General features: G+C 57.9%; 27 protein-coding genes. 16 read left to right on the forward strand and 11 right to left on the reverse strand.

Annotated features, from left to right (window positions below):
* Positions 1 to 8 precede the first annotated feature (8 nt).
* Positions 9 to 1,118, reverse strand: a complete 1,110-nt coding sequence (locus NP603_RS10575; protein WP_256610849.1) for an HD-GYP domain-containing protein — start codon at positions 1,116 to 1,118, stop codon at positions 9 to 11.
* Positions 1,119 to 1,236: 118 nt separating this feature from the next.
* Between NP603_RS10575 and NP603_RS10580 the strand changes: the two genes are divergently transcribed.
* The 6 genes from NP603_RS10580 (at position 1,237) to NP603_RS10605 (ending at position 6,359) form a co-directional block, all read left to right on the forward strand.
* Positions 1,237 to 2,547, forward strand: a complete 1,311-nt coding sequence (locus NP603_RS10580) for a TRZ/ATZ family hydrolase (RefSeq protein WP_256610850.1) — start codon at positions 1,237 to 1,239, stop codon at positions 2,545 to 2,547.
* 113 nt (positions 2,548 to 2,660) lie between these two features.
* Positions 2,661 to 3,368 carry a bifunctional 2-polyprenyl-6-hydroxyphenol methylase/3-demethylubiquinol 3-O-methyltransferase UbiG gene (gene ubiG / locus NP603_RS10585; RefSeq protein ID WP_256610851.1) on the forward strand — a complete coding sequence of 236 codons (708 nt, stop codon included), beginning with the start codon at positions 2,661 to 2,663 and terminating at the stop codon, positions 3,366 to 3,368.
* Between the two features lie 2 nt (positions 3,369 to 3,370).
* Complete coding sequence (locus tag NP603_RS10590; protein ID WP_256610852.1) at positions 3,371 to 4,042, forward strand: HAD family hydrolase; 672 nt, start codon at positions 3,371 to 3,373, stop codon at positions 4,040 to 4,042.
* Complete coding sequence (locus NP603_RS10595) at positions 4,033 to 4,761, forward strand: SDR family NAD(P)-dependent oxidoreductase (protein ID WP_256610853.1); 729 nt, start codon at positions 4,033 to 4,035, stop codon at positions 4,759 to 4,761. Before NP603_RS10590 ends, NP603_RS10595 begins: the two co-directional genes overlap by 10 nt.
* An 8-nt stretch (positions 4,762 to 4,769) precedes the next feature.
* Positions 4,770 to 5,318 (forward strand): putative Fe-S cluster assembly protein SufT, encoded by a 549-nt coding sequence (sufT, locus tag NP603_RS10600; protein WP_256610854.1) that lies wholly within the window; start codon positions 4,770 to 4,772, stop codon positions 5,316 to 5,318.
* Positions 5,319 to 5,471: 153 nt separating this feature from the next.
* Positions 5,472 to 6,359 carry a GGDEF domain-containing protein gene (locus tag NP603_RS10605; protein ID WP_256610855.1) on the forward strand — a complete coding sequence of 296 codons (888 nt, stop codon included), beginning with the start codon at positions 5,472 to 5,474 and terminating at the stop codon, positions 6,357 to 6,359.
* Between the two features lie 48 nt (positions 6,360 to 6,407).
* Here NP603_RS10605 and NP603_RS10610 read toward each other — a convergent pair whose 3' ends face one another.
* The 3 genes from NP603_RS10610 to mrcB all read right to left on the reverse strand — a co-directional run bounded on the left by NP603_RS10610 (position 6,408) and on the right by mrcB (position 9,908).
* Positions 6,408 to 6,884 carry a copper resistance protein NlpE gene (locus NP603_RS10610; RefSeq protein WP_256610856.1) on the reverse strand — a complete coding sequence of 159 codons (477 nt, stop codon included), beginning with the start codon at positions 6,882 to 6,884 and terminating at the stop codon, positions 6,408 to 6,410.
* A 71-nt stretch (positions 6,885 to 6,955) separates the two neighbouring features.
* A complete protein-coding gene (lolA, locus tag NP603_RS10615; protein WP_256610857.1) occupies positions 6,956 to 7,579 on the reverse strand; it encodes an outer membrane lipoprotein periplasmic chaperone LolA in 624 nt (207 codons plus the stop codon).
* A 1-nt stretch (position 7,580) separates the two neighbouring features.
* Positions 7,581 to 9,908: a penicillin-binding protein 1B gene (gene mrcB, locus NP603_RS10620; RefSeq protein ID WP_256610858.1), complete on the reverse strand. Its 2,328-nt coding sequence runs from the start codon at positions 9,906 to 9,908 to the stop codon at positions 7,581 to 7,583.
* A gap of 159 nt (positions 9,909 to 10,067) precedes the next feature.
* Here mrcB and NP603_RS10625 point away from each other — a divergent pair, with 159 nt between their 5' ends.
* A complete protein-coding gene (locus tag NP603_RS10625; protein ID WP_256610859.1) occupies positions 10,068 to 11,309 on the forward strand; it encodes a glutaredoxin family protein in 1,242 nt (413 codons plus the stop codon).
* Positions 11,310 to 11,366: 57 nt separating this feature from the next.
* Positions 11,367 to 11,636 (forward strand): PilZ domain-containing protein, encoded by a 270-nt coding sequence (locus NP603_RS10630; protein WP_256610860.1) that lies wholly within the window; start codon positions 11,367 to 11,369, stop codon positions 11,634 to 11,636.
* A gap of 64 nt (positions 11,637 to 11,700) precedes the next feature.
* Here NP603_RS10630 and NP603_RS10635 read toward each other — a convergent pair whose 3' ends face one another.
* The gene (locus tag NP603_RS10635) at positions 11,701 to 12,201 is read right to left on the reverse strand and encodes a putative metalloprotease CJM1_0395 family protein (RefSeq protein WP_256610861.1); all 501 of its coding nucleotides are present in this window, start codon (positions 12,199 to 12,201) and stop codon (positions 11,701 to 11,703) included.
* Positions 12,202 to 12,257: 56 nt separating this feature from the next.
* On the reverse strand, positions 12,258 to 13,325 hold the full coding sequence (queG, locus tag NP603_RS10640; protein ID WP_256610862.1) for a tRNA epoxyqueuosine(34) reductase QueG: 1,068 nt from the start codon (positions 13,323 to 13,325) through the stop codon (positions 12,258 to 12,260).
* Between the two features lie 151 nt (positions 13,326 to 13,476).
* Between queG and NP603_RS10645 the strand changes: the two genes are divergently transcribed.
* The 7 genes from NP603_RS10645 to NP603_RS10675 all read left to right on the forward strand — a co-directional run bounded on the left by NP603_RS10645 (position 13,477) and on the right by NP603_RS10675 (position 21,615).
* Positions 13,477 to 14,940 (forward strand): NAD(P)H-hydrate dehydratase, encoded by a 1,464-nt coding sequence (locus NP603_RS10645; RefSeq protein ID WP_256610863.1) that lies wholly within the window; start codon positions 13,477 to 13,479, stop codon positions 14,938 to 14,940.
* A complete protein-coding gene (gene tsaE, locus NP603_RS10650; protein ID WP_256610864.1) occupies positions 14,937 to 15,407 on the forward strand; it encodes a tRNA (adenosine(37)-N6)-threonylcarbamoyltransferase complex ATPase subunit type 1 TsaE in 471 nt (156 codons plus the stop codon). The genes NP603_RS10645 and tsaE overlap by 4 nt, the downstream gene beginning before the upstream one ends.
* A gap of 35 nt (positions 15,408 to 15,442) precedes the next feature.
* Positions 15,443 to 16,987 carry an N-acetylmuramoyl-L-alanine amidase gene (locus NP603_RS10655; protein WP_256610865.1) on the forward strand — a complete coding sequence of 515 codons (1,545 nt, stop codon included), beginning with the start codon at positions 15,443 to 15,445 and terminating at the stop codon, positions 16,985 to 16,987.
* Between the two features lie 98 nt (positions 16,988 to 17,085).
* Positions 17,086 to 18,963 (forward strand): DNA mismatch repair endonuclease MutL, encoded by a 1,878-nt coding sequence (gene mutL, locus NP603_RS10660; RefSeq protein WP_256610866.1) that lies wholly within the window; start codon positions 17,086 to 17,088, stop codon positions 18,961 to 18,963.
* A complete protein-coding gene (gene miaA / locus NP603_RS10665; protein ID WP_256610867.1) occupies positions 18,964 to 19,902 on the forward strand; it encodes a tRNA (adenosine(37)-N6)-dimethylallyltransferase MiaA in 939 nt (312 codons plus the stop codon).
* Positions 19,889 to 20,494, forward strand: coding sequence for a 5-formyltetrahydrofolate cyclo-ligase (locus NP603_RS10670; protein WP_256610868.1), 606 nt, complete (start codon positions 19,889 to 19,891; stop codon positions 20,492 to 20,494). The genes miaA and NP603_RS10670 overlap by 14 nt, the downstream gene beginning before the upstream one ends.
* On the forward strand, positions 20,488 to 21,615 hold the full coding sequence (locus tag NP603_RS10675; RefSeq protein WP_256610869.1) for a type III PLP-dependent enzyme domain-containing protein: 1,128 nt from the start codon (positions 20,488 to 20,490) through the stop codon (positions 21,613 to 21,615). Before NP603_RS10670 ends, NP603_RS10675 begins: the two co-directional genes overlap by 7 nt.
* A gap of 30 nt (positions 21,616 to 21,645) precedes the next feature.
* Here the strand turns inward: NP603_RS10675 and NP603_RS10680 are convergent, their stop codons facing one another.
* The 5 genes from NP603_RS10680 to NP603_RS10700 are packed head-to-tail and all read right to left on the reverse strand — an operon-like array spanning position 21,646 to position 24,863.
* Positions 21,646 to 22,038 (reverse strand): hypothetical protein, encoded by a 393-nt coding sequence (locus NP603_RS10680; protein ID WP_256610870.1) that lies wholly within the window; start codon positions 22,036 to 22,038, stop codon positions 21,646 to 21,648.
* Between the two features lie 11 nt (positions 22,039 to 22,049).
* On the reverse strand, positions 22,050 to 22,979 hold the full coding sequence (locus tag NP603_RS10685) for an SAM-dependent methyltransferase (RefSeq protein ID WP_256610871.1): 930 nt from the start codon (positions 22,977 to 22,979) through the stop codon (positions 22,050 to 22,052).
* A 51-nt stretch (positions 22,980 to 23,030) separates the two neighbouring features.
* Positions 23,031 to 23,435: a hypothetical protein gene (locus NP603_RS10690; protein WP_256610872.1), complete on the reverse strand. Its 405-nt coding sequence runs from the start codon at positions 23,433 to 23,435 to the stop codon at positions 23,031 to 23,033.
* The gene (locus NP603_RS10695) at positions 23,432 to 24,181 is read right to left on the reverse strand and encodes a tRNA threonylcarbamoyladenosine dehydratase (protein ID WP_256610873.1); all 750 of its coding nucleotides are present in this window, start codon (positions 24,179 to 24,181) and stop codon (positions 23,432 to 23,434) included. Before NP603_RS10695 ends, NP603_RS10690 begins: the two co-directional genes overlap by 4 nt.
* The gene (locus NP603_RS10700; RefSeq protein ID WP_256610874.1) at positions 24,174 to 24,863 is read right to left on the reverse strand and encodes a TatD family hydrolase; all 690 of its coding nucleotides are present in this window, start codon (positions 24,861 to 24,863) and stop codon (positions 24,174 to 24,176) included. The genes NP603_RS10695 and NP603_RS10700 overlap by 8 nt, the downstream gene beginning before the upstream one ends.
* Before the next feature lie 148 nt (positions 24,864 to 25,011).
* On the opposite strand from NP603_RS10700, the gene ettA reads away from it, so the two are divergent.
* Positions 25,012 to 26,676, forward strand: a complete 1,665-nt coding sequence (ettA, locus tag NP603_RS10705; protein ID WP_256610875.1) for an energy-dependent translational throttle protein EttA — start codon at positions 25,012 to 25,014, stop codon at positions 26,674 to 26,676.
* Positions 26,677 to 26,843: the final 167 nt, after the last annotated feature.

The raw sequence follows: 26,843 nt of genomic DNA on the forward strand, positions 1-26,843 counted from the left end.
GTCGGTCGTCAATCGTTGTCGGCATAACGTTCGGCGATGGTGGCGAATTGGCCGAGGCGATTGGTGAATGCTTCGACCACTCTCGGGTCGAAGTGAGTGCCCTTGCCGTCGACGATGATGGTGGCGGCTTGATCGATTGTCATCGGCGCTTTGTAACAGCGGCGGTTGACTAAAGCGTCGAATACGTCGGCTAGCGCCATCAACCTGGCCGGTAACGGTATCGCATCGCCGCGCAGACCGTCCGGGTAGCCGCTGCCGTCCCATTTCTCGTGGTGGGAATGGGCGATCTCGATGGCGGTATGCAAGAAGTCGAACGAGGATTGGTCGGATTCGCCGCGAATGGCGCGGCTGATCGCGTCCGCACCTAACTTGGCGTGGGTGCGCATCAGCCGCCACTCGTCGTCGCTCAGCTTGCCGGGTTTGAGCAGGACGTGGTCGGGAATGCCGACTTTGCCGATGTCGTGCAACGGCGCGGCCTTGGTAATCAATTGCACGGTGTGCGCATCGAGTAGGCCGGAAAAATGGCTGCCGGCCAGTTCGTCGCAGAGGACGCCGACGTAGCCCTGGGTGCGTAGGATATGGTTGCCGGTCTCGTTATCGCGGGTTTCGGCCAGGCTGGCCAGCGCGCGGATGCTGACGTCCTGGATTTTCTGGTTCTGTTGCAGACGGCGGGCAACTTCGCCTTCCAGCCATTGGTTTTGGTCGCGCAGGCGGTCTCTGGCGTGTTTCAGTTCCAGTTGGGCGCGGACTCTGGCGAGTACAATCGGCGGCCGAATCGGTTTGGTGATGTAATCCGCAGCGCCCAGCGCCAGGCCCCGGCTCTCGTCTTCGCTGGCGTCCAGCGCGGTGACGAAGATCACCGGAATATCGCGGGTCGCAGGGTCATCTTGCAGTCGGGCCAGTACCGCGTAGCCGTCCAGCCCCGGCATCATTACATCGAGCAGTATCAGGTCGGGCCGTGGCTCCTTTACTGCCGAAGCGAGCGCACGCCGACCGTCGGTGGCGACTTTGACCGTGTAATGGGATTGCAGTAATTCGCCCAGCACGGTGATATTTTCCGGAGTGTCGTCGACAATCAGGATAACCGGCTGGTGCGGTGTCGGGTTGCATTGAGTCATGGCTGGTCGCATAAGTCGGCCGCGGGCAATGGTGGTAAATTGTATATGGTTTTTTGCCGAACGGGCGAGGACGCCGGCTTAACGGTTATAATCGCCGATTTATAACCTGGAGCAGAAAATGCAGGTCGATCTTGTGATTCAGGCACGCTGGATAATTCCGGTCGAACCGGCGGGCCAAATCCTTGACCATTCAAGTCTGGTAGTCCACGATGGCAGGATAATCGATTTATTGCCCGCTGCCGAGGCGAAGGCAAAATACCGGCCGCGCACGCTGGAGGTTCTGGATCGTCATGCCTTGCTTCCGGGTTTGGTCAACTGCCATACCCATGCGGCAATGTCCCTGTTGCGCGGTATCGCCGACGATTTGCAGTTGATGGATTGGCTGCAGAACCACATCTGGCCGGCCGAACAGAAATGGGTCGGCGAGGCCTTCGTCCGCGACGGCGTCGATCTGGCGATCGCGGAAATGTTGCGCTGCGGCACCACTTGCTTTAACGATATGTATTTCTTTCCGGAAATCGCCGCGCAACAGGCCGTGCAACACGGTATTCGCGCCAATATCGGCTTGATCGTATTCGATTTTCCGACCGTTTGGGCCGAAAACGCCGACGCCTATCTGGCCAAGGGCCTGGCTTTGCACGAGAAGCTGCGCCACGAAAACCTGCTCAGCCTGTCGTTTGCGCCGCATGCGCCGTATACCGTGTCCGATGCGCCGTTGCGCAGCGTGCTGACCTATGCCGACGAAATGAATTTGACGGTGCATATGCATCTGCACGAAACGGCGCACGAGGTCGAAGAACAAAAACAAAAGACCGGGCAAACGCCGATACAACGCCTGCAACAACTGGGTTTGCTGAATCCGTCGTTCATCGGCGTGCATATGACGCAACTGTCAGCCGCCGAAATTGCGGCGTATGCCGAAACCGGTGCCCATATCGTGCACTGTCCGGAATCCAATCTGAAATTGGCCAGCGGTTTCTGCCCGGTTGCGGAATGCCTGGCGGCGGGGATCAACGTCGCACTGGGCACCGACGGCGCCGCCAGCAACAACGATTTGGACATGATCTCGGAAATGCGTACGGCGGCATTGCTGGCCAAGGCGGTGGCGGGCGACGCCGGGGCGGTTTCGGCTGCCACGGCATTACAAATGGCGACGCTGAACGGCGCGAAAGCGCTGGGCCTGGATGCTGAAATCGGGTCCCTCACCATCGGCAAGCAGGCCGACGTCGCGGCGATCGACTTGAGCGAACTGGAAACCCAGCCCTTGTTCAATCCGTTGGCGCAAATCGTCTACGCCGCCGACCGCCGCCAAGTCAGCGACGTTTGGGTCGCCGGCCGGCAACTGTTGAAAAACCGGCAATTGACCACGATGGATCTGGCCGCGCTCAGCGAGCGGGTTGCGGTCTGGCAACGGCGTCTAATCGGCTAATTTAGTATCTTCCCGATATCGAGTTGGCAATGCGTTGCCGTCGGCACGCGAAGCTCATGACTAATAACCTAGTAATACAGTAAACTATAGGCACACAGATAAGGTTTAGCACTATGGCGACAGCAGATAACGTAAATCCGCACGAGATTCACAAGTTCGGTTCTTTGGCCGAGCGGTGGTGGGATAGCGAAGGCGAATTCAAGACATTGCACCAGGTTAATCCGTTACGTTTGCAGTTTGTCGGCGAATACGCCGATATCAACGGCAAGCAGGTGGTCGACGTCGGTTGCGGCGGCGGCATCTTGACCGAAGGTCTGGCCCGGCTGGGCGCCAACGCTCTGGGTATCGATTTGAGCCAGGATTTGCTGGACGTTGCCGATCTGCACGGTTTGGAGTCGGGTGTTGCGGCGACGTACCGCAAAATCAGCGCCGAGCAGTTGGCCGAAGAACAACCGGCCGGTTTCGATCACGTCACCTGTATGGAAATGCTGGAACACGTACCCGACCCGGCCTCGGTCGTCGCTGCTTGTGCGACGTTGGTCAAACCCGGCGGCATGGTGTTCTTTTCGACCTTGAACCGCGAGCCGAAAGCCTGGTTGCTAGCGATCGTTGCCGCGGAACATTTGCTGAAAATGGTGCCGAAAGGCACTCACGACTACAAAACCTTCATCAAACCGTCGGAGTTGGGGCGGATGGCGCGCGCTGCCGGTCTCGAATTGCAGGGCATGGTCGGCATCGAATACAACCCGTTCAGCAAGGCGTTTTATCTGGGCAAAGACGTTTCGGTCAATTACATCGCCGCTTTCAAACGCGCCGATTGAACATGACTGGATTTAAGCTCGATTGTGTGCTGTTCGATCTGGACGGCACTTTGGTGGATACCGCACCGGATCTGATTGCCTGTTTGAACCGGACGTTGGCCGCGCACGGTTTTCCGGAAGCGGACTCGGCGAGGGTGCGGCCGCTGATTTCTCATGGCGCATTGGCCATGATCAGGCACTGTGCCGCAGTAGATGAAGCGGAAGCCACGCGGATGCTGGAATTCATGTTGAACCAGTACGAGGATAACATCGCCGATTTCAGTCGGCTGTTCGACGGTTTGGCCGACAGTCTCCGGGCAATCGAATCGAAAGGACTTAAATGGGGCGTAGTGACCAACAAAAAGCGCCGTTTCACCGAACCGTTACTGGCAGCTCTGGGGCTGCGCCAACGCGCCGCCTGCGTGATCAGCGGCGATTCGACCCCCAGCAGCAAGCCCGACCCGGAGCCGATGTTTGCCGCCTGCCGCGAGGCTGGAGTCGCACCGGAAAATTGCGTTTACCTGGGCGATGCCGCCCACGACATTACCGCCGGTAAGCGCGCGAATATGAAAACCCTGGCCGCCGTCTACGGTTATCTGAAAGCCGACGACGTCCCCGAATCCTGGGGCGCAGACGGCTTGATCGAGCGGCCGCAACAACTGATGGAATGGATACAGGCGCAGATATGCCGTTAACAGACCAAGTCATTTTAATCACCGGCGCCGGCGGCGGCTTGGGCGCGACTGCAGCCTTAGCGTTGGCGAAGCACGGCGCTCAAATCATTCTGCTGGACAAGAATATTCCGAAGCTGGAGCGGGTCTACGATGCGATCGTCGAGGCCGGTGGGCCGGAACCCGTGATGTACCCGTTCGATCTGGCCGGTGCCAGCGAGGCCCAGTACCAGGAAATGGCCGATGCGATCGAACAGCGTTACGGCAGTTTGCAAGGCTTGCTGCATTCGGCGGTGGAATTCAGCGCATTCAGTCCGATCGTCAATTACAAAACCAAGGATTGGGGCCATGCACTGAACGTCAACCTGAACGCGCCGTTCATTCTGTGCCGGGTATTGTTGCCGTTGTTGCAACTCAGCGGGCATGCATCCATCGTCTTCACCGGCGATTCCGGCGCGCGCAAGGGACAAGCCTATTCCGGCGCCTACGGCGTGTCGAAAATCGCGCTGGAGGGTTTCGCCGCGATCCTGGCTGCCGAGCTGGAAGCCGGGCAAAAGATTCGGGTCAATACCCTGTGTCCCGGACCGGTTGATTCGCCGTTGCGTAAACGCGCCTATCCGGCGGAAGACAAGAACGCCATTCCGCCGATGTCCAGCCTGGAACCGCTTTATCTTTATCTATTCGGCGACGCCAGCATCGGCGTGACCGGTCAAATTATTGACGCGCAGACTTTCAAACCTTAAGAATCGCTATGGCAGACAGAGAAGTTGTTTTTCTAACCCGGGACGTCAACATCGTCACGATTCCGGACGGCAACCACGGTACCTTGCAAAAGGGCCAGGAAGTGACGATTCACCAATCTCTCGGCAGCAATTACACGGTCGTGACCGACTACGGTCACATGGTCCGTATTGCCGGCAGCGACGCCGATGCGCTGGGCAAGGAACCGCAGCATTTGCAAACCCTGGTATCGGAAACCGACCGCCAGGCGGTGGAAAAGAATTGCTGGGAAGTGATGAAAACCGTCTATGACCCGGAAATCCCAGTCAATATCGTCGATCTGGGTCTGGTTTACGGTTGCGACATCACGGGCAATGCCGAGGGCGGCAACGACGTGCATATCCGGATGACGTTGACCGCACCGGGTTGCGGCATGGGGCCGGTGATACAAAGCGACGTCGAGAAATCGATTCGCGCCTTGCCCGGCGTCAGCTCGGTGCAGGTGGAGGTGGTTCTGGACCCGCCTTGGTCGCGGGAAATGATGTCGGAAGTGGCTCAGGTTCAATTGGGCCTGTTTTGACCGGCAGTTCTGCGTAGCGGCGGAAAATTGCCGCTTCCCTTTTTTTGCGGCAAGGTATTTTTTGTAACTTTTTGTTTGTAAAAAAATAAATAGTATTGGCACGGTGTTGGCTTGATCGCTCTCGAACATTGATTCCAGATTCGAGGAAGCGTCATGAAAGAGAAAGCCGCCGAATTAGCCGTTGTCAGCAACAAAACCTTTGCCGCGTCGACAGCCGTTAATCTGCACCACTACGATATCAGTAGCGCGTTGCAGACCACTCTGGAATTCGACGAGCTGATTGCGATTTTTTGCAACAAGATTCAGCACACCATCCCGCATAACGGCGTCGTCTACACCAATCCGGAATTCGATTTGGATTACAAACGTGGCGTGTTGGCCCGCCATTCCTGTTCCTATGCGTTGAAAGTGGAAGAACAACAACTTGGGGAATTGAAATTGACCCGTAGCCAACGTTTCAGCAAAGACGAGCTGAAAATGCTGGAAAGTCTGTTGTGTTGTTTGATTTATCCGTTACGCAACGCCACGCTGTTTCAACAAGCCTTGAAAATGGCCTTCACCGATCCGCTGACCAAGGTCAATAACCGCACCGCGTTCAACGACAGTTTGCTGCGCGAGATCAAACGCGCTCACCGTAGCGGCAGCCATTTGTCGTTGATCTTCGTCGACGTCGACCATTTCAAATCGATCAACGACCAATACGGCCACGAATGCGGCGACTTGGCCTTGGCTTCGGTGGCCGCTTGGCTTAAAGACAGCGTGCGCGGCAGCGATGCGGTATACCGCTACGGCGGCGAGGAATTCGTAATTCTGCTCAGCGATACCGACATCGATGGTGCCATGGTGATCGGCGAGCGGATTCGGGCCGACATCGAATCGCATACCTTGGCCTACGGCATGGACGTGTTGAATTTGACCGCCAGTCTGGGCGTTGCCACATTGAAGGGAGACGATACGGTCGATAGCTTGTTGAAACGGGCCGACGCGGCGATGTATCGTGCCAAAAGACAAGGTCGAAACCGGGTCGAGGCCGATTCCTAACGAGAATTTGCCGATGCGGCCAATATCGGCCGCATCGGTTTTCACCGGTTAGTGGGCGTGCGCCGGTTCTTTTTCGGTAATCTCGTTGCGGCGCAGTACGTAACGTTCGGCTAGTTTACCGGTGTAGAGGATGCCGGCGCTGTCCAACTGCATCAGCATATTGTTGCCGATCAAATACTGGTTGCCGACCGCGCCTTCCTTCTTCGGCATCAAGGTCACCGTATTTTTTTTCTCGTCCCAGGTAAATTTGCCTTTCTCGACGAACTCGCGCTCCGATCTGCCGGAGAACGTTGTCATTAATATATAACTGCCGTTTTTGTTCAAGCCCAATTGGGTTTTGATGCCGGCGCAATCGGCGCAGGGCAGAAAGCCGTTATAGACGCCCAGCCAGTGATGCTCTTTGGCGGTGTGGTGGGCGTGGGCCGGATCGTGGCCGGCGGCTTCCGGTTCCGCCCACGCCGGCTGTTGCACCGCGAAGGTTGCGGCCAACAATAATAGACTCAGTTGCGGTTTGAATTTTTGCATGTGGACTCCTCGATACAATGGCTGGTGTTGTTATCGGCGATCAATATTCTGGCGGGTCGGAGTGATCGCAATTAATTTTCAAACACGTCCGCACCTTTGGGCGGCTTGAAGTTAAACAAACTGTCGTCCAGCTTTTGGTTGAGCTGAATGTTGGAAAAATAGATCCGGGTCAGCTGGCCGAAATTATCGCTAAGTTCCATGCCGCCGAGTTGGTTGCCGTTCATGCCGATCAGGATGTATTTGAAGCCGCTTTCCTCGTTTTTCGGCGATAGCTTGACCCAGTTCATGCCTTCGTCCTGGCCCTGTTCCTGAAGCACGAATTTTTCCTCGATATCGACTTGGCCGGTCAACAATAGCGCCGGCGTCGAGCCGAGCGAGTCGTCCAGTTGCTTGACCGTGACTTGTTCCAGGTCGGCATCGTAAAACCAGACTTTACCGCTGTTGGACACGATTTCCTGTTCGAACGGTTTTAGGTAGTTCCAGCGGAATTTACCGGGCCGGCTCAAATAAAATTTGCCGCTGCTGGACTGCGCCGGTCGGCCACTTTTATCGAAACTGACCTGCTTGAAATCGGCGGCGAGCGACGCGCTAGCCGACAGAAAGCTTTTCAGGCGGCTGATCGGCGCCTCGTCGGCATAAACGTTGGCAATGGATGCGATCGATAAAACCAGGGCAGTGCTTAAGTGACGTAGCATACTAAAAAGGGTTCAGATTATTGAGCCAGCTCTCGCCGGATTCAGGATTGGCGCCGCATTCGGCGAATTGGGTCGGTGCCGAGCCCTCGACGAACGGCAGCAATTTCGCGCCGGGGCAGGCCTCGCTGCTGAGTAAGCCGGTCTCCGGATCGATCCAAGTCATCTGGATATTATCCGGCGGCACCAGACTGACCGGCTTTTTTGAAACCTGCCGCATGGTTTCCGCCCAGATCTGTAGCGCGCCGCTACCGCCGGTCAGACCGGACGGCTTGTTGTCGTCGCGGCCGATCCAGACCACCGACAGAAAGTCGCCGCTGAAACCGGCGAACCAGCTATCGCGTAATTGGTTGGTCGTGCCGGTTTTACCGACCAGCGCCATTTCCTTCGGCAGGTAATTATACGCAGAGTGGCCGGTGCCGGCGTACATCACTTCCTGCAGAATGGTATTGGTGATGAAGGTGGCTGCCGGGTCCACCGCCTGCCGCACCGTCAACGGGTAACTTTGCAGGGCTTTGCCGTCCGCTGCGTTCACGGCACGGATCGAGCGCAACGGCGTGGCGAAGCCGTCGCCGGCCAGGGTTTGGTAAAGTTGCGTCACTTCCAGCGGGGTAAGCGGTTGCGCGCCTAGCAGGAAGGACGGGTACAAATCCACCGGCCGGCTGACGCCCATGTTTTTCAAGGTGTTGGCGACTTTGGCCAAGCCGATGTCCATGCCGATTCGCACAGTGGCCATGTTGTAGGAATGGGTGAGGGCGGTATGTAGCGGAACGACGCCGTGTTCGCGGTTGTCGTAGTTGTCCGGCGACCAGGACTTGCCGCGCTCGGCTTCGATGCTGATCTGGGTGTCGCTGACCGGCGTGGCGATGGTGTAGCGGTCCGGATATTCCAGCGCCGTCAGATAGACCACGGGTTTGATCAGCGAGCCGATCGGCCTGACCGCGTCCAGCGCACGATTGAAGCCGGTGGACTCGCTATTGCGGCCGCCGCTCAGTGCGACGATCTCACCGCTGTCGCGGCGGGTGACGATGGCAGCACTCTCCAGGTCGTTGCTTTTCGGACTCTTCTCCAATTGCTTGAGCTTAGTGGCCATCGAGCGCTCCAGAATGTCCTGGATCCGGGTGTCCAGCGTCGTGACGATACGCAAGCCTTCGGAGGTCAGATCTTCCTCCTTGTATTCCTGCTTCAACTGGCGTTTGACCAGATCGATAAAATCCGGGTAACGGTTGGCGGACCGGTGAATCACCGCCGCGACGCCGAGCGGTTGTTTCTTGGCTTCCGCGGCCTGCTGCTCGGTAATGTAGCCTTCGTTCAGCATCGAATCCAAAACCAGGTTACGCCGTTCCAGAGTATGTTCCGGCTTGCGGCGCGGGTCGTATTCCGAGGGGCCGCGTACCAGGGCGACCAGCGTCGCCACTTGGTGCAGCGACAGCGTCTTTAGCGATTGGCCGAAGTAGAATTCGCTGGCCAGGCCGAAGCCGTGCACGGCGCTGGCGCCGTCCTGGCCCAGGAAGATTTCGTTCAGATAGGCTTCCAGAATCTCGTCCTTGCTGTAGCGGTATTCCAGAATGAACGACATCAACGCTTCCTTGAGTTTGCGGCGCAAGGTGCGTTTCGGCGTCAGGAAGAAATTTTTCACCAACTGCTGGGTGATGGTACTTCCGCCCTGGACCATGCCGCCGGCCTTCAGATTGGACCACATGGCGCGGGCGATACTTTTCGGCGACAGGCCGAAGTGGCTGTAAAAATCGCGGTCTTCGGTCGACAGCAGGCCCTGCACCAGGGTTGGCGGCGCTTCGTCCAGTTTGATCAGAATCCGGTCTTCCTTGCGGGTTGGGTAAAAGCTGCCGATTTGTACCGGGTCCATCCGCACGATCGCCAGGTTTTCGCCGCTGCCGGCGTCGGTCAGGCCACTGATCGCGCCGCCCGAGAACGCGACGCTGATTTTGCGGCTTTCCTGCACGGTATCGCCGAAGTTGAAGGCGCGGGTACGGACGTTGACCACACTGCCCTTGGCGTGGTAAGAGCCTTCGCCGACCAATTGCGGGTCCTGCCGGTAATGCAATTCCAGCAGTAAATCTTCGAAGTTCTTGGCGGAAATTTCGTAGCCGGCATACAGCTCGACCGGGCTGGCATAGACCCGGGCCGGGATCGACCAGCGCTTGCCCTCGAATTGCTGGCGCACGGTGAAATCCAGATAGCCGACATAAACCGCCAATACGAAACCGCCGATGATAACCAGCGGAACCAGCAGGCGGAACAGCCAGGATGTCCGGGATTTGGGTTTTCTACGTCGAACGGCGGAACTGCGGGTTCTGGGTCTTCTGGCCATCGGGTTGGTTTGCTGCTTGCGCTGCGGCGATCGGCGGCGCGGCTAATGGATTGGGCGGTCGCGGCGGCTTGCGCGGCGATGCGGTTGGCCTGATATTATCCAATAAAATCGACAGGGCTGCGACTTTGGCTGGCAGCCCACATTAGTGGAGAAATGCCGATGCTTGCTGCAGTACTCGAGTTTCCGTCGTACCGGATCCGGCAGACTTTGTGGATTTGGCTGGCGCTGTTGGCGATGACGGTTCCACATCCGGCTTATACTGCGCAGGAAACCCAAGTGGATATCGAGGCTTTCGTCCGCGACGGTTGCACGCATTGCGAAGCCGCCGAAGCTTACTTGGCCGAGTTGCAGCGGCAACGACCCGAACTGACGATCGTATTGCGTAATGTCAGTCGAGAGCCCGATGCCTGGCAACGATTGCAGGCATTAGCAGCAGCCCAGAATCCGCCGGTCCCGCTACGGTTGCCGACATTCCGGGTCGGCGGCAAACTGGTTATCGGTTATTCGGCCGAAACCGGGGACCTGTTGTTGCGCGAGGCGTTAGCGGACACTCGCACGCCGGCTGCCGCCGCCGAGGAGGCAAGCGGCAGTTGCGAGGTCCAGAGCGTGCAAACATGTACGGCTGGCGATGGCGCGAGTCCGGCTGCGCCAGCCAATGCCGACCGGTTTGAGCTGACCGTGTTGGGCCGGCGACTGGTGCTGGACGATGTAGGTCTGCCGGCGTTTACCGTGGCGATGGGGCTGCTGGATGGATTTAATCCGTGCTCGATGTGGGTATTGGTGCTGATGGTATCGATGCTGGCGCCGATGGGCAACCGGCCGAGAATGTTGGCGATTGCCGGCGCATTCGTACTGGTCGAAGGCGCGGCTTACTTCATGTTCATGGCAGCGTGGTTAAACCTGTTTTTATGGATAGGCTTGTCGCGCGCCTCGGAAATCGCGATCGCGGCGATTGCCGTTGCCGCCGGCGCGCTGAATCTGAAAGATTTCTGGGCTTTGGGCGTCGGCCCGTCGTTATCGATTCCGCAAGCGGCCAAGCCGGATATTTATGCGCGGATACGGCGGATTTTGCAGGCGCAAAACCTGTGCGGTGCGCTGATAGGCGCTGTGATACTGGCAATACTGGTGCAAATCGTGGAATTATTCTGCACTTCCGGTTTTCCGGCGTTGTACACCCGGATATTGACCTTGCGTCAGTTGCAAGCCTGGGACTACTACGGCTATTTGCTGCTATACAATCTGGCGTATATGCTAGACGATATAGTGGTGTTGGCGCTGGGCATCGTAACGTTGAGCCAACACCGCTTGCAACGCAACCAGGGGCGTTGGCTGAAATTGGCCAGCGGCGCAGTGATGGTTGGCTTGGGCATGTATTTGTTTGCCCGCGGCGGCTACGCATAGCGGGTTCGTGGCCGGACTTGAACCGGTTTAAATTTTAGGCAGAATTCAGGAGAATTCGTGATTGACAATAAGCGCAGGCATCCGCGTTTAAAACACCGCGCCAAAATCAAATTGATCGTTCCCGAGTCGGTGGAAAATATCGTCGAAATGCGGGATTTTTCGGAAACCGGTTTGTTTTTGCAGTGCGACCAGACGCTGATTCCGCCAATCGGTACGTTACTGGAAGTCCAAACCACGGAAATTGAAGATGCTCCGGTGCAGTTGGTCAGGGTGGTTCGTATCGATCCCGCTTCCGGTTTTGCCGTCGAGTTTTGCAGCAGAGATTGATGCTATTTGCGCTTGCTCGACGGTCTCCGCCGTTCCGGCAAGCGTCCTATTCGGCAGGGAGAAATCAGGCGCTCAAATCGATCGTAGTCCCGCCGTTTGCAGAACGTTGCAGGCTCAGCAGCTCGGCGCGGGCTTTGTTCGCCATCGCCGTCGCTCTGGCGGCGACACTTTGGTCTTGGGCTGACGGATTGGCCGGGGCCAATGCGGCGCGGCGGATGCTGTCGGCTTTGAGTAGTGTGGCCTGCGGGTCGCCGGCCACTGCCGAAACGTCGATGCTGACATCACCGCCGCTGGCGTAGCGTTGGCCATCCGGGCCGGTGACGTAATCGTAGTTGGCGCCGCTGACAGCCAGATCGCCGGCTGCGCTCAAATGCGCCTGCTCGTGGGCGCGGACTTCGCGGTCGCGGGCTTTCAACTTTTCGACCAATTGGCGTTGTTCTTGGCTTAATTCGCCGCTTGTCTCGGCGCTAGCCGAGGGCTGGAATCTGTTCGAAACGGACGCGGCCGGAGATCGGCTTTGCGGGCCGTAGAGTTGATATGTATTCGACGCGGCGGTTACCTGCATGCTCGTCACCGAAAAGCTTTAACTGGTTCGCAAATATACGCTTTATTCGCTAAAACTCAAGCGCCAGTCAAGCGGCGTAATGCCCAACGGACGTGCTCTGCGACCAGATCGGAGGCGTCTTGCAGGCGACGGTTCAGCGCATGCAGAACCTCCGGTGCCGGCCTGCCGTTACCCAGTGCGGTGGCGATGTTGCGCAGCCAGCGTTGATGGCCGATACGGCGGATCGCCGAGCCTTCGGTTTTTTGCAGAAATTCCGTCTCGTCCCACGCAAACAAATCCAGCAAGGTGGCCTGATCCAAACGCTGGCGCGGCCGAAAGTCGGCTTCCGCGCTAAGTTTGGCAAAGCGGTTCCAGGGGCAGACCAGTTGGCAATCGTCGCAGCCGTAAATCCGGTTGCCGAGCAAAGGGCGGAACTGCTCCGGAATCGGGCCGTGCAGTTCGACGGTCAAATAGGATACGCAGCGACGCGCATCCACCTGGTAGGGGCCGACGATGGCCTGCGTGGGACAGATATCGAGGCAGGCCCGGCAGTCGCCGCAGTGGTTGCTTGCTGTCTGGTCGGCCGGCAGTTCCAAATCGGTATAGATTTCACCCAGGAAAAACCAGGAACCGGCGCGGCGGTTGATTAGATTGCTGTGCTTGCCGATCCAGCCCAAGCCAGCCTTTTCGGCGATGGCCTTTTCCAGCACCGGAGCGCTGTCGACGAAAGCCCGGTAGCCGAACGGGCCGATGGCTGTCGCGATTTGATCGGCCAATTTCTGCAGGCGGTTGCGTAAAACTTTGTGGTAATCCCGTCCCAGCGCATAGCGCGAGACGAATGCCGCCGCCGGATCGTCCAGAACTCGGTGGCTGGCAGCCGGGGATTCCGCCAGGTAATCCATTCGCACCGAGATAATGCTCCGCGTACCTTCCTGTAACAGCGCAGGGCGACTGCGTTTCAGCCCATGCGCGGCCATGTAGTTCATCTCGCCTTGGTAGTCTTGCTGCAACCACTTTTGCAGATGCTGTTCAGCCTGATGCAGGTCGGTGTCGCTGATGCCGATTTGCTGAAAGCCCAACTCCAGGCCCCATTGTTTGATGCGAGCAGCTAGCTGTGCGGGATCGAGAGAAACGGTCGCGGGCATAAAATTATCGATGCGGGTCGGGCTCCGGCGCTAAATTGCCGCGGCGGTAGGCGCCAATGCCAAAAGGCCATTGTGGCACAACTTCAGCGTTTTCCGCCGGTGCCTGCCGGTTTGACGATAAAATGGCGGAATATCGCCTCCGGAATTGATTATGCAGATTTCAACCTCCGCTCTTTACTCCACCGCACAAATTCGCCAAGCCGAACGCCAGGCCATCGAGCGGCTCGGCATACCGGGCAGGGAATTGATGCGCCGGGCCGGGGCTGCTTTATTCGGCCATATTCAACAGCGTTGGCCGGAAGCCGGCGAATTGACCGTGTTTTGCGGCAGCGGCAATAACGGTGGCGACGGTTATGAAGTCGCCCGCTTGGCAATCGAGGCCGGTTATCGGGTGACCGTCTTTGAAATGGCCGATCCCGAGCAATTGCCTGCAGACGCGCTTAGCGCTTACCGGGATTTTGTTCAGGCCGGCGGCTGCGTCAGCACCTTCGAAGCCGACCGTTCCGCGATAACAGGCATTGTCGTCGATGCCTTATTCGGAATCGGCTTGAGTCGACCGGTCGCGGCCGGCTATTTGCCGGCAATTGCCGCGATCAACGCCGCGGCCGGTCCGGTAGTGGCGGTCGACGTGCCGTCCGGTTTGCAGGCCGACACCGGGTGCATATTAGGTGCGGCGGTGGCTGCCGATCTGACTGTGACTTTCATCGGTCCGAAACAGGGTTTGTATACCGGTGCGGCGGCCGATTGCCGCGGCGATGTGGTTTGCGCCGATTTGCAGATTGCCGAATTGTTGGGCCAAATGGCGCCGGCCGGTCACCTGGTGATTGGCACGCGTTTGCCGAAACGCCAGCGTAAAGCGCATAAAGGCCAGTTCGGCCACGTGCTACTGATCGGCGGCAACCACGGTTATTCCGGGGCGATTCGCCTTGCCGCCGAAGCGGCGCTAAGGGCCGGCGCCGGCCTGGTCAGCGTCGCCACCCGGGCCGCGCACAGCGCCCTGGTCAATATTGCCCGGCCGGAGTTGATGTGCCGGGCTGCGGAACAGGCCGGCGATCTGGAACAGATGCTGGATAAAGCCGATGTCGTCGTCGTCGGTCCTGGCTTGGGCCGCGATGCATGGGCCCAAACCATGTTCGATTGCGCCGTGGCTGCCAGTAAGCCCTGCGTGGTCGACGCTGACGGCTTGAATCTATTGGCGCTTGGAAATTCCAAACGCGATAATTGGGTGTTGACGCCGCACCCCGGCGAGGCGGCACGGCTGTTGAGCTGCGATACTCGGCAAGTCGGAGCGGACCGGTTTGCGGCCGTTACTGCCTTGCAACAGCGTTACGGTGGTGTGGCATTGTTGAAAGGCGCCGGAACGTTAATCGGCGACGGCCTCAGGACCTATGTGGTCGCTGCTGGCAATCCGGGCATGGCCAGCGGCGGTATGGGCGATGTGTTGGCAGGGGTGATTGGCGGTTTAATCGCCCAAGGTTTTCCGTTAGATCAAGCGGCGCTGGTCGGCGCGCAGGTCCATGCCGCCGCCGCCGACAGTTTGGCCGCCGAATACGGCGAACGCGGCTTATTGGCCGGCGATTTGCCGCCACGTATCAGGGAATTATTGAATCGATGAACGTTATTTTGGCAAGCAGCGAAGATACCGAAGCCCTGGGCGCCGCGCTCTGGCAGGCGTTGCCTGAAAAGTGCCTGGTGTTTTTACGCGGCGAATTGGGAGCCGGGAAAACGACGCTGATGCGCGGTTTGCTGCGTGCGGCCGGCCATCGCGGCTCGGTAAAAAGCCCGACCTACACCTTGGTTGAGGAATACACGGTTGCCGAGCGCCGCGTCTTTCATTTCGACTTGTACCGCTTGAAAGATCCGGAAGAATTGGAATGGATTGGCATCGACGATTATCTGAAAATGCCCGCCTTGTGTTGTATCGAGTGGCCGGAAATGGGGCAGGGCGTGTTGCCACCGGCGGACATCGAGATCGGTTTGCTATATTCCGAACAGCAACGTGTCGCTCAAATCAATGTGTTAGCTGAATCCTGTAAGGGGGTGATAAAACTAAACTGGAAAAACAAAGACCTACTGCTATAATCTAAACAATCTTGTCATTAGCGGTCGCGTCGGTTATGCAGCGAATTTATCGAATTTTCTGGATTTGGGGCTTGTTGTTACCTGCTTTTTCGGCGGCTGCTACCCAAGCCGAAGTAGGGGCGGTCACTTATAACTCGGTTGACCGCGTGGTTTTCAACCTGTCAGGCCAGGTTCGCCACCATGCTTTCGTCTTGAAAAGCCCCAGTCGGTTGGTGGTCGATTTCACCGGCGCAAAAATGGCGCAAGCCATCAGCCAGCCGCCGGCCGACCATCCGCTATTTGCCGGTGCCCGCAGTGCTATGCGCGGTAGCGGCGACTTGCGGGTTGTGGTCGAATTAAAAGCCGATGCGGATGCCAAAGTCGCGGCACAGGGCAATGCCTTGCAGATCGAACTCGCTGCCAAGCCGCAGCCAGCCGCCGGCGAGCCGGTTGCGGCGGTTCGCGACAAAGCAGTTGCGGTCGCCGCGGCGCCCGCGCAGCCGGCGCCGGAAAAATTACCGAAAAAAACTGAAGCGGCACTCAAGCCGCCGGCGTTGAAAACGGCTAATAAAAGCAAAGGCCGCAACATTGTCGTGGCGATCGATGCCGGCCACGGCGGCAAAGACGTGGGCGCCCAGGGGCCGAACGGCACCCAGGAAAAGGACGTGGTGTTCGCAATTGCCAAGAATCTGGAAAACCTGGTTAATGCCCAGCCGGGCATGAAGGCGGTGATGATCCGTAACGGCGATTATTTCGTCAAATTGAACGAACGCCGCCGAATTGCCCGCGCCGCGAAAGCCGATTTGTTCGTCTCGATCCACGCCGATGCCTTTAGCGACAGCCAGGCCCATGGCGCCTCGGTTTATACTTTGGCGACCAAAGGTGCTTCCAGTGCCGGTGCCGGTTGGTTGGCCGCCAGCGAGAATGCGGTCGACGGTTCCGCCGCAGCCGGTGAAGACCGCGATGAAACCTTGGCTTCAGTGTTGATGGATTTGTCCAGCAAGGCTGCGAAAGAGGCCAGCCAGAACGTCGGTAACAAGGTCTTGAGAAGCGTGAAAGGCGTTGGCCATTTGCACCGGAGTGCGGTACAAAAAGCCGGCTTCGTGGTGTTGAAATCGCAGGAAATACCGTCGATTCTTGTGGAAACCGCGTTTATTTCGAATCCGGAAGAAGAGCGGCGCCTGACCAGCAAAGCCTACCAGTACAAAATGGCGGCGGCGGTATTCAACGGCATCGTTGGCCATTTCAAACAATATGCGCCGGCCGATACGCTGATGGCGCAACTGAACCGTTCCGCCAAGGCACCGCGCATGGTGGCGCTCAATTCCGTACCTGACGAACGGCCGCTACCGGCACCTGCAAGCAAGCCAAGAATCGAATCCAAAGCGTTGCTGGCTGACAACGACGCAGCGCCGGCCGAAGCCATTTCGGCGGTCGCCAGTGGCGCCGGCCAAACCCAGCACGTGATTAACCGCGGCGAAACCCTGTCCGGCATCGCCCAGCAATACGGCGTTTCGATGCGAGCGCTGCGTCTGGCCAATTCGATGAACGACGGTAACGTCCGCGTCGGCCAGGTGCTGCAAATCCCGCGCGACAGCTGAGGCTTTGGTTGCCGATTTACTGAACCGGTACGGGGCGAATCATTTCGCCCCGTTTCGTTTTGATCCGCTAAAATACGCGCTTTTTTTCGGGCGCCTCGATGCGGATTCACGCTTTACCCACGCAATTAGTCAATCAAATCGCCGCCGGCGAGGTGGTTGAGCGGCCGGCGTCCGTGGTCAAGGAATTAGTGGAAAATTGCTTTGACGCCGGCGCCACCCAGATTCAAATCGATGTCGAGCAGGGCGGGATTCGCCAGATCAAAATTCGCGACAACGGTTGCGGCATCGTCAAGGACGATTTGGCGCTGGCGCTGTCGCGGCACGCCACCAGCAAGATTGCCTCGCTGCAGGACTTGGAACACGTCGCCAGCATGGGCTTTCGCGGCGAAGCCTTGCCCAGCATCAGTTCGGTGGCGCGGCTGACCTTGATTTCCCGCACTGCCGACGCCGACTGTGCCTGGCAAGTCAGTGCCGACGGCAGCGAGCGCAATTTCGACCCGCAGCCCGACCCGCATCCGCCCGGCACCACCGTCGATGTCCGAGACCTGTTTTACAACACCCCGGCCCGGCGCAAGTTTTTAAAAGCCGAGAAAACCGAATTTGGCCATATCGAGAGCCTGATCCAAAAATTGGCCCTGGCCCGGTTCGATGTCGGCTTTGTCCTGAACCACAACCAGCGCGAAGTGTTGAATCTGAAATCGGCGGACAGCCAAGCCGCCCAGGAGAAACGTATCGCGGCGATTTGCGGCGCGGCTTTCGTCGACAATTGCGTCAAGATCGAGTACGCCGCGTCCGGCCTGCGTCTGCACGGTTGGGTCGGTTTGCCGACCTTTTCCCGCAGCCAGCAGGATATGCAGTTTTTCTACGTCAACGGCCGCTTGATCAAGGACCGGCTGGTCGCCCATGCCGTCAAGCAGGCTTATCAGGACGTGCTGTACCATGGCCGCCATCCGGTGTTTGTCTTGTATCTGGAACTGGATCCGGCGCTGGTCGATGTCAATGCCCATCCGACCAAACTGGAAGTGCGGTTTCGGGAAGGGCGGATGGTGCATGATTTTCTGTTTCAGGCGTTGCATCGCAGTCTGGCCGAGCAACGGCCCGGTTCTCAGCCGTTGCCGCAACGGATCGAAACCGTTGCCGAATTTTCGGAAACCGTGCCGGCGTCAGCGCCGCAGCGGCCAACTTTGAATCAGCAAACGGCGTTACCGATGACGTTTCCGGCGCAAACCGCCGGCAATGCAAGCACTGCTGCGCCGCCGGCGTTTGGCGCTTACCGGCCGCAGCCGGAACGAACCGCGGCGGCCGATGTTGCCGAGCAAATCCAGGCCTACGCCAAACTTTACCCAAAAAACGAGCCAGTGCCGGCGCCGCAGGCGGCGACGGATTCGGTCATGCCGCCATTGGGTTTTGCGTTGGCCCACATTCACAACATTTACATACTGGCCGAAACCGCCAACGGCATCATTTTGGTCGATGCTCATGCGGCGCACGAGCGGGTGACTTACGAGCGCTTGAAACAGCATTACCACAACCGGGCCATCGTCTCGCAACCGTTGTTGTTGCCGATCAAATTGCAAGTGACGGCCGCCGAGGCCGATCTGGCCGAGCAAGAGCACGCGTTTTTCTTGACTCTGGGTTTTGAAATCAACCGCTCCGGCCCGGAAACCGTGGTGTTGCGGGCAACGCCGGCCTTGTTGGCGAAGACCGATGTCGACCAATTGGTACGCGACATTCTGGCCGATCTGGCAACCCATGGCGTTAGCCATAAAGCCCAGGAAAGCATCAACCAAGTTCTGGCGACGATGGCTTGCCACGGTTCGGTGCGGGCTCGACGCAAACTTAGTATCGAAGAGATGAACGCCTTGTTGCGCGATATGGAACAAACCGAGCGCATCGGCCAATGCAACCACGGTCGGCCGACCTGGGTGGCGTTGAGCCACCAAGATTTGGACCGGTTTTTCATGCGCGGCCAATAAATGAGCGAATTGCAAAAACCGGCCGCCATCTTGCTGATGGGGCCGACCGCTTCCGGCAAGACGGCGTTGGGCGTGGCCTTGGCCCAGGCCCTCGATACCGAAATCATCAGCGTCGATTCGGCGCTGGTCTACCGCGGGATGGACATCGGCACCGCCAAGCCGACCCAGGCCGAGCGCGGCGGCGTGCCGCATCATCTGATCGATATCCTCGATCCTAGCGAAGCCTTTTCCACCGGCCAATTCCGCAACCGCGCGCTGGAGTTGATGGCCGACATCACCGCGCGCTGCAAACTGCCGTTATTGGTCGGCGGCACAATGCTGTATTTCAGCGCCTTGACCCAGGGCTTGGCGCAACTGCCGCCGGCCGATCCGGAGATTCGCCAGCGGCTGGACGCGGAGCTGGAATCACTGGGAAAGGAAGTGCTGCATGCCCGCTTGGCGCAAGTTGACCCGCAAGCGGCGGCGCGGATCCACGTCAACGATCCGCAGCGTGTGCAACGCGCGCTGGAAGTCTACGAAATCAGCGGCCGGCCGTTATCCAGTTTTTTCGGTGCCGAGCAACAAGATGTGCATCCTTACCGCTTTATCAAACTGATCGTCGCGCCGGAGCAACGCAAAACCTTGCACGATAAGATCGCCGAGCGTTTCGATTCAATGCTGGAGCTGGGCTTTCTCGAAGAAGTCCGGGCATTATGGCAACGCGGCGATCTGGACGAAAGCATGCCGTCGATTCGCTGCGTCGGTTACCGCCAAGTTTGGTCTTATTTAAACGGCGAGTACGATCTGGCGACAATGCGCGACAAAGCTATCGTCGCCACCCGGCAATTGGCCAAGCGCCAATTCACCTGGTTGCGCAAAGAGCAGGATGCCTGCCATTTGGTTAGCGGTTCGGCCGGATTACTCGAACAAGCCTTGCGTTATTGCGATGAACGCCGATAAAGCCCACCAACGCCGAATCGCCTACGCCGCCCGCAACGCGCAAGCCGAAAAGGATGCGTCGAGCGCCGAAATCTGCCGTTTGGTCGTGGATCAGCCCTGGTATCGGGCTGCCAACACGATAATGTGGTATCTGCATTGCCGCTCGGAAGTACGGACTTTGCCGACCGTCGCCGCCGAACTGGCCGGCGGCAAGCGTATCGTCGTGCCGTATTGCACGGTCGATGCTTCAGGCCAGAAGCAATTGGGCCTTTGGCGTTTGCAAGCGCTCGACGAGTTGCTGCCGGGTATGTGGAATATTCTCGAACCGCCGCGCGAGCGCTGGCAGGATCCGGCAAAGCAGGTTCGCGCCGAGGAACTGGATGCCGTCATCGTGCCCGGCGTGGCTTTCGATCGACAGGGCGGACGTCTGGGTAACGGTGCCGGTTATTACGACAGGTTATTAGCACGCGTTCGGCCCGACGCGGTGTTGGCGGCGGTCTGCTACGAAGCGCAACTGTTACCGGCGGTTGCTGTGGACCAGCACGATGTTTACATGGACTTTGTCATCACCGAGCAGGCAGTTTATCCGGGTAAAGGCCGAGCCGGATGCTGAACGCTGCCGAACTGAAACGGCACATCTCCCGCTCTCCGGCCTTTGTGTTGGATGAAGCGCAGGTATTGGCCAATTTACAACCGTTATCGGCATTGCGCGCGGCGAGCGGCTGCAAGGTGTTGTATGCGATCAAGGCCTTGCCTTTGGCGCATCTGTTGGGATTGATCAAACCGCAAGTCGACGGCTTCTCGGTCAGCTCGTTGTTCGAAGCCAAGCTGGCACACGAAATTTTGGCTGATCAGGGAAGCATTCATTTGACCACGCCCGGTCTGCGTCCGGACGAATTCGCTGAAATGGCAGAGCTGTGCAGCCATATCAGTTTCAATTCCTTGTCGCAGCACCAGCGATTATCCGGTCTGAGCGCTCATTATTCGCTGGGCTTGCGGGTTAATCCCAAATTGCCGTTTGCGGCGGATCGGCGGTTCGACCCTTGCCGGCCGCATTCCAAGCTCGGGGTTGATATCGAGTCGTTGCGAAATGGCGTGCCTGACGGTATCGCGGGTTTGCAGTTTCATACCGTGTTTTCTTGTCGCGATTTGGTGCCGCTGCAAACGACCGTGCAAGCCTTGCGGCCCATTCTGGAACGCAACCGGCAGCTGCGCTGGCTGAATCTGGGCGGCGGCTATCTGTACCACGATATCGCCGATCTTGAGCCGCTGGCCGAGCTGATCGCCGGGTTGCGCTCGGAGTTGGCCATCGAGGTGTTTCTGGAGCCGGGCAAGGCCATCGTCGGCAACGCCGGCTATCTGCTGACGACGGTGCTGGACCGCTTTGTCAGCGATGGCAAGCAGGTGTTGGTGCTGGATACTTCGATCAACCACCATCCGGAGGTGTTCGAGTACCAAATCAGGCCGCGTTTGTTGGACGAAGTTGCCGAAGGCGGGCAGTCCGCAATTTTGGTCGGTTCGACCTGCCTGGCCGGCGACGTATTCGGCGAATACCGTTTCGACCGCATTCCGGAAGTCGGCGAAAAATTGGTGTTTGCCGATGTCGGTGCTTATACCTTGATCAAGGCCAACCGGTTCAACGGCTACAATTTGCCGGATGTTTATACCTGGAACAGAACCCGATTGGATTTGCAGAAAAGTTATGAATATTCCGATTATCGCCGGCAGTGGTAAGCCGACCCGGAGCAAAGTTGGGCTATCGACTCAACGTTGGCCGTGCGGAGGGATCTGCGATGGATCTATCCCGGACAATAACGCTTCCATTTTCTGCACGCTGGCGTCGCAACCTTCAATACTGGATTGGACTTTGGCCTTGAACCTGAAGCCCATGCTCTCGCCGTCCGCCTCGCGTTCCGCGTATTCGTTCAATAGATGGCAGGCGTCGTGCATGGCCTGTTCGGCGGCCTCGAAATCGTCGGTATCCGGCAGCATTTCGGCTTCGCTCAGCATCATCAGTCGGCTCATGATAGCGTTTTGATGGCGGAACACCGATTCGGCGTAGTCGGCGAAACTGTCCAGCCCGCTGCTGGCCGGCGCACTGGCGCAGCCGGCCAAGCACACCAGCAACGGTACCCAATTCAAACGCGGTAACAACATGAACGGCTCTTTTAGTTTTTGTACGCGGTAAAAATGCAATATTCGGTCAGTTTTTCCGTGAACAACTGATATTGCGCCAAGCCGACCAAATAGTTGGCAGTTTGGGCCTTCGAGCGCAGCCCTAGCCATTGGCTGATAGTTTGGACCGGTTTCAGGCGTTTGGCTACCTTGTACATGTGTTCGACCGAAGCCTGGGTTTGGGCAGTAATGTCGTGGCAGACGATGTCGGCAAAACCTTGTTGTTGCAACAGGCCGCTAAATTCGTCGCGGCTGCACAAATTGGGTACGGCCCAGCCGTTGAGGCAGGTCACCACGGCTTGCCACTGTTGGGCGCTGAACTGGCGTTGCAACACAAAGCCGTCGCAAACCACAATGCGACCGCCCGGTTTCAATACCCGCCAGGCTTCCTTTAAAAAATCGCCCTTGTGCAGAGCGTGGCAGGAGCTTTCCAGCGCCCAGACTACATCGAACGACGCATCGGCGAACGGGGTTGCGCAAAAATCCGCCACTTGAAAATCCACCAACTCGGCTACACCGTGGCGCTTGGCGTGGTCGCGGGCATAGTCGGCCTGTTTGGCGCTGATGGTGATGCCGGTGACCCGGTTGCCGCGTTGCTTGGCCATCCAGATCGTACTGCCGCCGATGCCGCAGCCGGCGTCCAACACGTGGTCGCCGGGCTGTATCCCGGCTTTGTCGTACAGCACCTGGTTTTTATTGAGCAGGGCCTGGTGCTGGTCGTAAGGTTTGGCGTCGTCCCAATAGCCGTAGTGCAAGGCCAGGTTGTCGCGGTTGCACCAGGCGAACAGATAATCGTGATAGCAGTCGTCGTAATGCTTGGCGGCGTCGGCTTGCAGTTCGGCGGTGGACAGCTCGGCGCCGTGGCGCAGGCTTTGGTCTCGGTAATCCTGGTTCGGTTCTAGGGTATAGATCGTAGCTGACATGAATGGCTGGATGTCGTGGGAACGGGCTAAAAGCAAAAGTGCGGTGCGGCCTTAGCCGCAAGATTCGCCATTATAATTCAGATCGCCGATGCGCTTCATGGCCGGCGACTGCGGCGGCAATTGCGGATCGGCAATTTTCAGCTTGCCGAACACCTGCCGAATCGGCAACGCTTTGATTTGGCTGAGTTCCAGGCCGAAACGGATGCGGAACAAGCTGTTTTGCTTGCCGGCCGGCAAGGTCGCCAGCAACTCGGCCAGGCGCTGATCGATCAAGCGCCGGGCCAGGAGCAATTCCGGGCTGAGCTTGGCGTCGTTGGGGCTGGTTTCGGGCTTTGATGTTTGGGGAGCAGGCGAGGGCGCTGTGGCGCCTAACGCTTTTTCGCGCATTTCCCGCAGTCGGCTGCTTTGGGCAAAGCCGACCGTCATGCCGCTGCCGCTGGGTTTATGGTTGTTCATACTTGATGTTTATGGCTGTGGGCCGGATCGTGGATCAGGTTGCGGATCACCACCGAGGCGCAGACGCCGCCGAACGCCGCCGGCAAATAGGAAATCGTGCCGTAGGCCGACTTTTTGTAATTGCTGCCGTCGGTGAACATCAACGAATCTTTATTCACCACTTCCGGCGAAAACACCACTTTCACGCCGCGGCTAATGCCGTGTTTGCGCAAGCGGATGCGGATGAATTGGGCGAACGGGCAATTATAGGTCTTGGAAATATCCACCACCTTGAGATGGGTCGGGTCCATCTTGCCGCCGGCGCCCATCGAGCTGACGATTTTCATCTTGCGGGTCTTGGCGGCGCGGATTAAATGGATCTTGGGCGTCAGGCTGTCGATGGCGTCGACGATGTAATCGTAATGGGTGTTCAACAGTTCGGCGGCGGTGTCCGGGGTGATGAATTCGTGGCGGATGTGCAGTTTCAAATCCGGATTGATCGCCAGCAAACGCTCGCCCATGATATCGGCCTTGGATTGGCCATGGGTCGTCGCCAAGGCCGGTAACTGGCGGTTGCGGTTGCTGGGATCAACCACGTCGCCGTCGACGATGGTCATCTCGCCAACCCCGGCCCGGCAGATGAATTCGGCAGCAAACGAGCCGACGCCGCCCATGCCCACCACCAAGACATGGGATTGCTGGAGCTTATCCAGCTTGGGTTTGCCGATCAGCAATTCGGTACGGGACAGCCAGCTTAAATCAGTCATGCAGGAATACTCTTTGAAAATTTGCAACGATTCGGCGTTGCAGGGTTTGGATGTCCAAACGGAGGATTTTAGCCGCTTCGTTATAGATTTCGCTAATTGAAAGCTGCGTTCTGGCGTCGGTTTCCAGGAATAAACGCTCCGTCGGCGTGATCAACAGCGCTTTTCGCGAGGGGTGTCCGGGTGTGAGCAGGGATTTTCCGAACGACAGGTGGCAGCCGTGTCTCAGCAGTTGCTCGGCCAAGGCCGGTTTGCCGTTGAAACCGTGCAGGATCCAAGCTTGGTTCGGTCTCACCGATTTTTGTAGTGCAATCAGCTCATTGTGGGCGCGCACACAATGAACGATTAACGGTTTGCCGATCTGTTCGGCCAATTCGATCTGGCCTTGGAATACCGCAGTCTGACGTTCCAAAGGAATATCGATGCATTTATCCAGGCCGGATTCGCCAACGGCGAGTATGCGCGGGTTGCTGTATAGGCTACGCTGATTATGCTCGTTGTGCTCCGGAGGTTGCCGGTCGCAATACCAAGGGTGAACGCCGATACTGGCATAGCGCCGCTCATCTGCCGAAAGCCATGCCGGTAGCTCGGCAATTTCGGATATGTCCAGGCTGCGGATCAGCCAATCGGCTTCGGGGCGATAGCCGTGGCAATGAATATCGATGAATGGCGCGGAGAGGGGCATGCTGCGAGAAACCATAAGGGCGGAACTAAGCGCTGCCAACTATCGCGTTTTCAGTTGCGAAGCGTCAAGCCGTGTGAGTTGAAATGGCGGGCTTGAAATTCCATGTGGCAGGGTATAATAGCGGTTTATTTTCCGTAACAGAGAAACAATGGCGCAATATATTTTCTCCATGAACCGGGTCGGCAAGGTGGTGCCGCCCAAGAAATACATCCTGAAGGACATTTCGCTGTCGTTTTTTCCGGGGGCCAAGATCGGTGTGTTGGGTCTGAACGGCTCCGGTAAATCGACGCTGCTGCGCATCATGGCCGGCGTCGACAAGGAAATCGAAGGCGAAGCGATTCCGCTGAAGGGCATCAACATCGGCTATTTGCCGCAAGAGCCGCAGCTGGATCCGACTAAAAACGTGCGCGGCATCATCGAAGAATCCGTGCAGCACATCAAGGACGCCCTGGCTAAATTGGATGCGGTTTACGCGGCCTATGCCGACCCGGACGCCGACTTCGATAAATTGGCCGCCGAGCAAGCCAAGTTGGAGGACATCATCAATGCCTGCGACGGTCACAATCTGGACCGGCAGTTGGAGATTGCCGCCGACGCTCTACGCTTGCCGGATTGGGACGCCGATGTCAGTAAATTGTCCGGGGGCGAGAAGCGTCGCGTCGCGTTGTGCCGTTTATTGCTGTCCAAGCCCGATATGCTGTTGCTGGACGAGCCGACCAACCACTTGGACGCCGAATCGGTCGCCTGGCTGGAGCGCTTCCTGCACGACTATACCGGTACCGTCGTTGCGGTAACCCACGACCGTTATTTCCTGGATAACGTCGCCGGCTGGATTCTGGAACTGGACCGCGGCATGGGTATTCCTTGGGAAGGCAACTATTCGTCCTGGCTGGAACAGAAGGAAAAACGTCTGGAGCTGGAGGAGAAGCAGGAAACCTCGCGCCAGAAAGCCATGAAAGCGGAATTGGAGTGGGTGCGGCAAAATCCGAAAGGCCGTCACGCCAAAAGCAAGGCGCGTCTGGCTCGCTTTGAGGAGCTGTCGTCGGTCGAAGTGCAAAAACGCAACGAGACCCAGGAAATTTATATTCCGCCCGGGCCGCGCCTGGGCGACGTCGTCATCGAAGCCGACAATATCAGCAAGGGCTTTGGCGATCGGTTGTTGATCAATAATTTGAGTTTCAAACTGCCGCCGGGTGGTATCGTTGGCATCATTGGTCCGAATGGTGCCGGTAAGACCACGTTGTTCAAAATGATGGCCGGAATGGAACAGCCGGATTCCGGTTCGTTCAACTTCGGCCAGACCGTGCAATTGTCTTATGTCGAGCAGTTTCGCGACGACATGGACAACAACAAAACCGTTTGGGAAGAGATTTCCGACGGTCTGGACATGATTACGGTCGGCAAATACGAAACCCCATCGCGCGCTTACTGTGGCCGATTTAACTTCAAGGGTTCGGATCAGCAAAAACGCATCGGCGAATTGTCCGGCGGCGAGCGTAACCGAGTGCATCTGGCCAAGTTGCTGAAAAGCGGCGGCAACGTATTGCTGCTCGACGAACCGACCAACGACTTGGATGTGGAAACCTTGCGGGCTCTGGAAGAGGCGCTGCTGGGTTTCCCGGGTTGCGCCGTGGTGATTTCGCACGATCGCTGGTTCCTGGATCGGATCGCCACCCATATGCTGGCGTTCGAAGGTGATAGCGAGGTGGTCTGGTTCGAAGGCAACTATGCCGATTACGAAGCAGACCGCCATCGCCGGTTGGGAACAGACGCAGATAATCCGCGCCGTATCAAATACAAAAAAATCGGCTAAGCCGGGGTTAAGGGTTCGCCGCCGAAAATGGCGGCGGACCCGGCAGCTAATAAAGTTGGCTTTGAACTTGAAATAGCGCGGCTTTGTCCCAAACTTGATTTTAGTTTTTTTAAGCCGCCGCTGTCCGGTTGAAATCGGCAGATGTAGCGGTTAATGTATTAATAGCG

Source organism: Methylomonas aurea, from assembly GCF_024505045.1.
In the GTDB taxonomy this organism is placed as follows: domain Bacteria; phylum Pseudomonadota; class Gammaproteobacteria; order Methylococcales; family Methylomonadaceae; genus Methylomonas; species Methylomonas aurea.

What these genes read in the sequence shown, in the direction of transcription:
- NP603_RS10575 (WP_256610849.1), bottom strand. Translation starts at nt 1,118, where the DNA reads ATGACTCAATGCAACCCGACACCGCACCAGCCGGTTATCCTGATTGTC.
- NP603_RS10580 (WP_256610850.1), top strand. Translation starts at nt 1,237, where the DNA reads ATGCAGGTCGATCTTGTGATTCAGGCACGCTGGATAATTCCGGTCGAA.
- ubiG (WP_256610851.1), top strand. Translation starts at nt 2,661, where the DNA reads ATGGCGACAGCAGATAACGTAAATCCGCACGAGATTCACAAGTTCGGT.
- NP603_RS10590 (WP_256610852.1), top strand. Translation starts at nt 3,371, where the DNA reads ATGACTGGATTTAAGCTCGATTGTGTGCTGTTCGATCTGGACGGCACT.
- NP603_RS10595 (WP_256610853.1), top strand. Translation starts at nt 4,033, where the DNA reads ATGCCGTTAACAGACCAAGTCATTTTAATCACCGGCGCCGGCGGCGGC.
- sufT (WP_256610854.1), top strand. Translation starts at nt 4,770, where the DNA reads ATGGCAGACAGAGAAGTTGTTTTTCTAACCCGGGACGTCAACATCGTC.
- NP603_RS10605 (WP_256610855.1), top strand. Translation starts at nt 5,472, where the DNA reads ATGAAAGAGAAAGCCGCCGAATTAGCCGTTGTCAGCAACAAAACCTTT.
- NP603_RS10610 (WP_256610856.1), bottom strand. Translation starts at nt 6,884, where the DNA reads ATGCAAAAATTCAAACCGCAACTGAGTCTATTATTGTTGGCCGCAACC.
- lolA (WP_256610857.1), bottom strand. Translation starts at nt 7,579, where the DNA reads ATGCTACGTCACTTAAGCACTGCCCTGGTTTTATCGATCGCATCCATT.
- mrcB (WP_256610858.1), bottom strand. Translation starts at nt 9,908, where the DNA reads ATGGCCAGAAGACCCAGAACCCGCAGTTCCGCCGTTCGACGTAGAAAA.
- NP603_RS10625 (WP_256610859.1), top strand. Translation starts at nt 10,068, where the DNA reads ATGCTTGCTGCAGTACTCGAGTTTCCGTCGTACCGGATCCGGCAGACT.
- NP603_RS10635 (WP_256610861.1), bottom strand. Translation starts at nt 12,201, where the DNA reads ATGCAGGTAACCGCCGCGTCGAATACATATCAACTCTACGGCCCGCAA.
- queG (WP_256610862.1), bottom strand. Translation starts at nt 13,325, where the DNA reads ATGCCCGCGACCGTTTCTCTCGATCCCGCACAGCTAGCTGCTCGCATC.
- NP603_RS10645 (WP_256610863.1), top strand. Translation starts at nt 13,477, where the DNA reads ATGCAGATTTCAACCTCCGCTCTTTACTCCACCGCACAAATTCGCCAA.
- tsaE (WP_256610864.1), top strand. Translation starts at nt 14,937, where the DNA reads ATGAACGTTATTTTGGCAAGCAGCGAAGATACCGAAGCCCTGGGCGCC.
- NP603_RS10655 (WP_256610865.1), top strand. Translation starts at nt 15,443, where the DNA reads ATGCAGCGAATTTATCGAATTTTCTGGATTTGGGGCTTGTTGTTACCT.
- mutL (WP_256610866.1), top strand. Translation starts at nt 17,086, where the DNA reads ATGCGGATTCACGCTTTACCCACGCAATTAGTCAATCAAATCGCCGCC.
- miaA (WP_256610867.1), top strand. Translation starts at nt 18,964, where the DNA reads ATGAGCGAATTGCAAAAACCGGCCGCCATCTTGCTGATGGGGCCGACC.
- NP603_RS10670 (WP_256610868.1), top strand. Translation starts at nt 19,889, where the DNA reads ATGAACGCCGATAAAGCCCACCAACGCCGAATCGCCTACGCCGCCCGC.
- NP603_RS10675 (WP_256610869.1), top strand. Translation starts at nt 20,488, where the DNA reads ATGCTGAACGCTGCCGAACTGAAACGGCACATCTCCCGCTCTCCGGCC.
- NP603_RS10680 (WP_256610870.1), bottom strand. Translation starts at nt 22,038, where the DNA reads ATGTTGTTACCGCGTTTGAATTGGGTACCGTTGCTGGTGTGCTTGGCC.
- NP603_RS10685 (WP_256610871.1), bottom strand. Translation starts at nt 22,979, where the DNA reads ATGTCAGCTACGATCTATACCCTAGAACCGAACCAGGATTACCGAGAC.
- NP603_RS10690 (WP_256610872.1), bottom strand. Translation starts at nt 23,435, where the DNA reads ATGAACAACCATAAACCCAGCGGCAGCGGCATGACGGTCGGCTTTGCC.
- NP603_RS10695 (WP_256610873.1), bottom strand. Translation starts at nt 24,181, where the DNA reads ATGACTGATTTAAGCTGGCTGTCCCGTACCGAATTGCTGATCGGCAAA.
- NP603_RS10700 (WP_256610874.1), bottom strand. Translation starts at nt 24,863, where the DNA reads ATGCCCCTCTCCGCGCCATTCATCGATATTCATTGCCACGGCTATCGC.
- ettA (WP_256610875.1), top strand. Translation starts at nt 25,012, where the DNA reads ATGGCGCAATATATTTTCTCCATGAACCGGGTCGGCAAGGTGGTGCCG.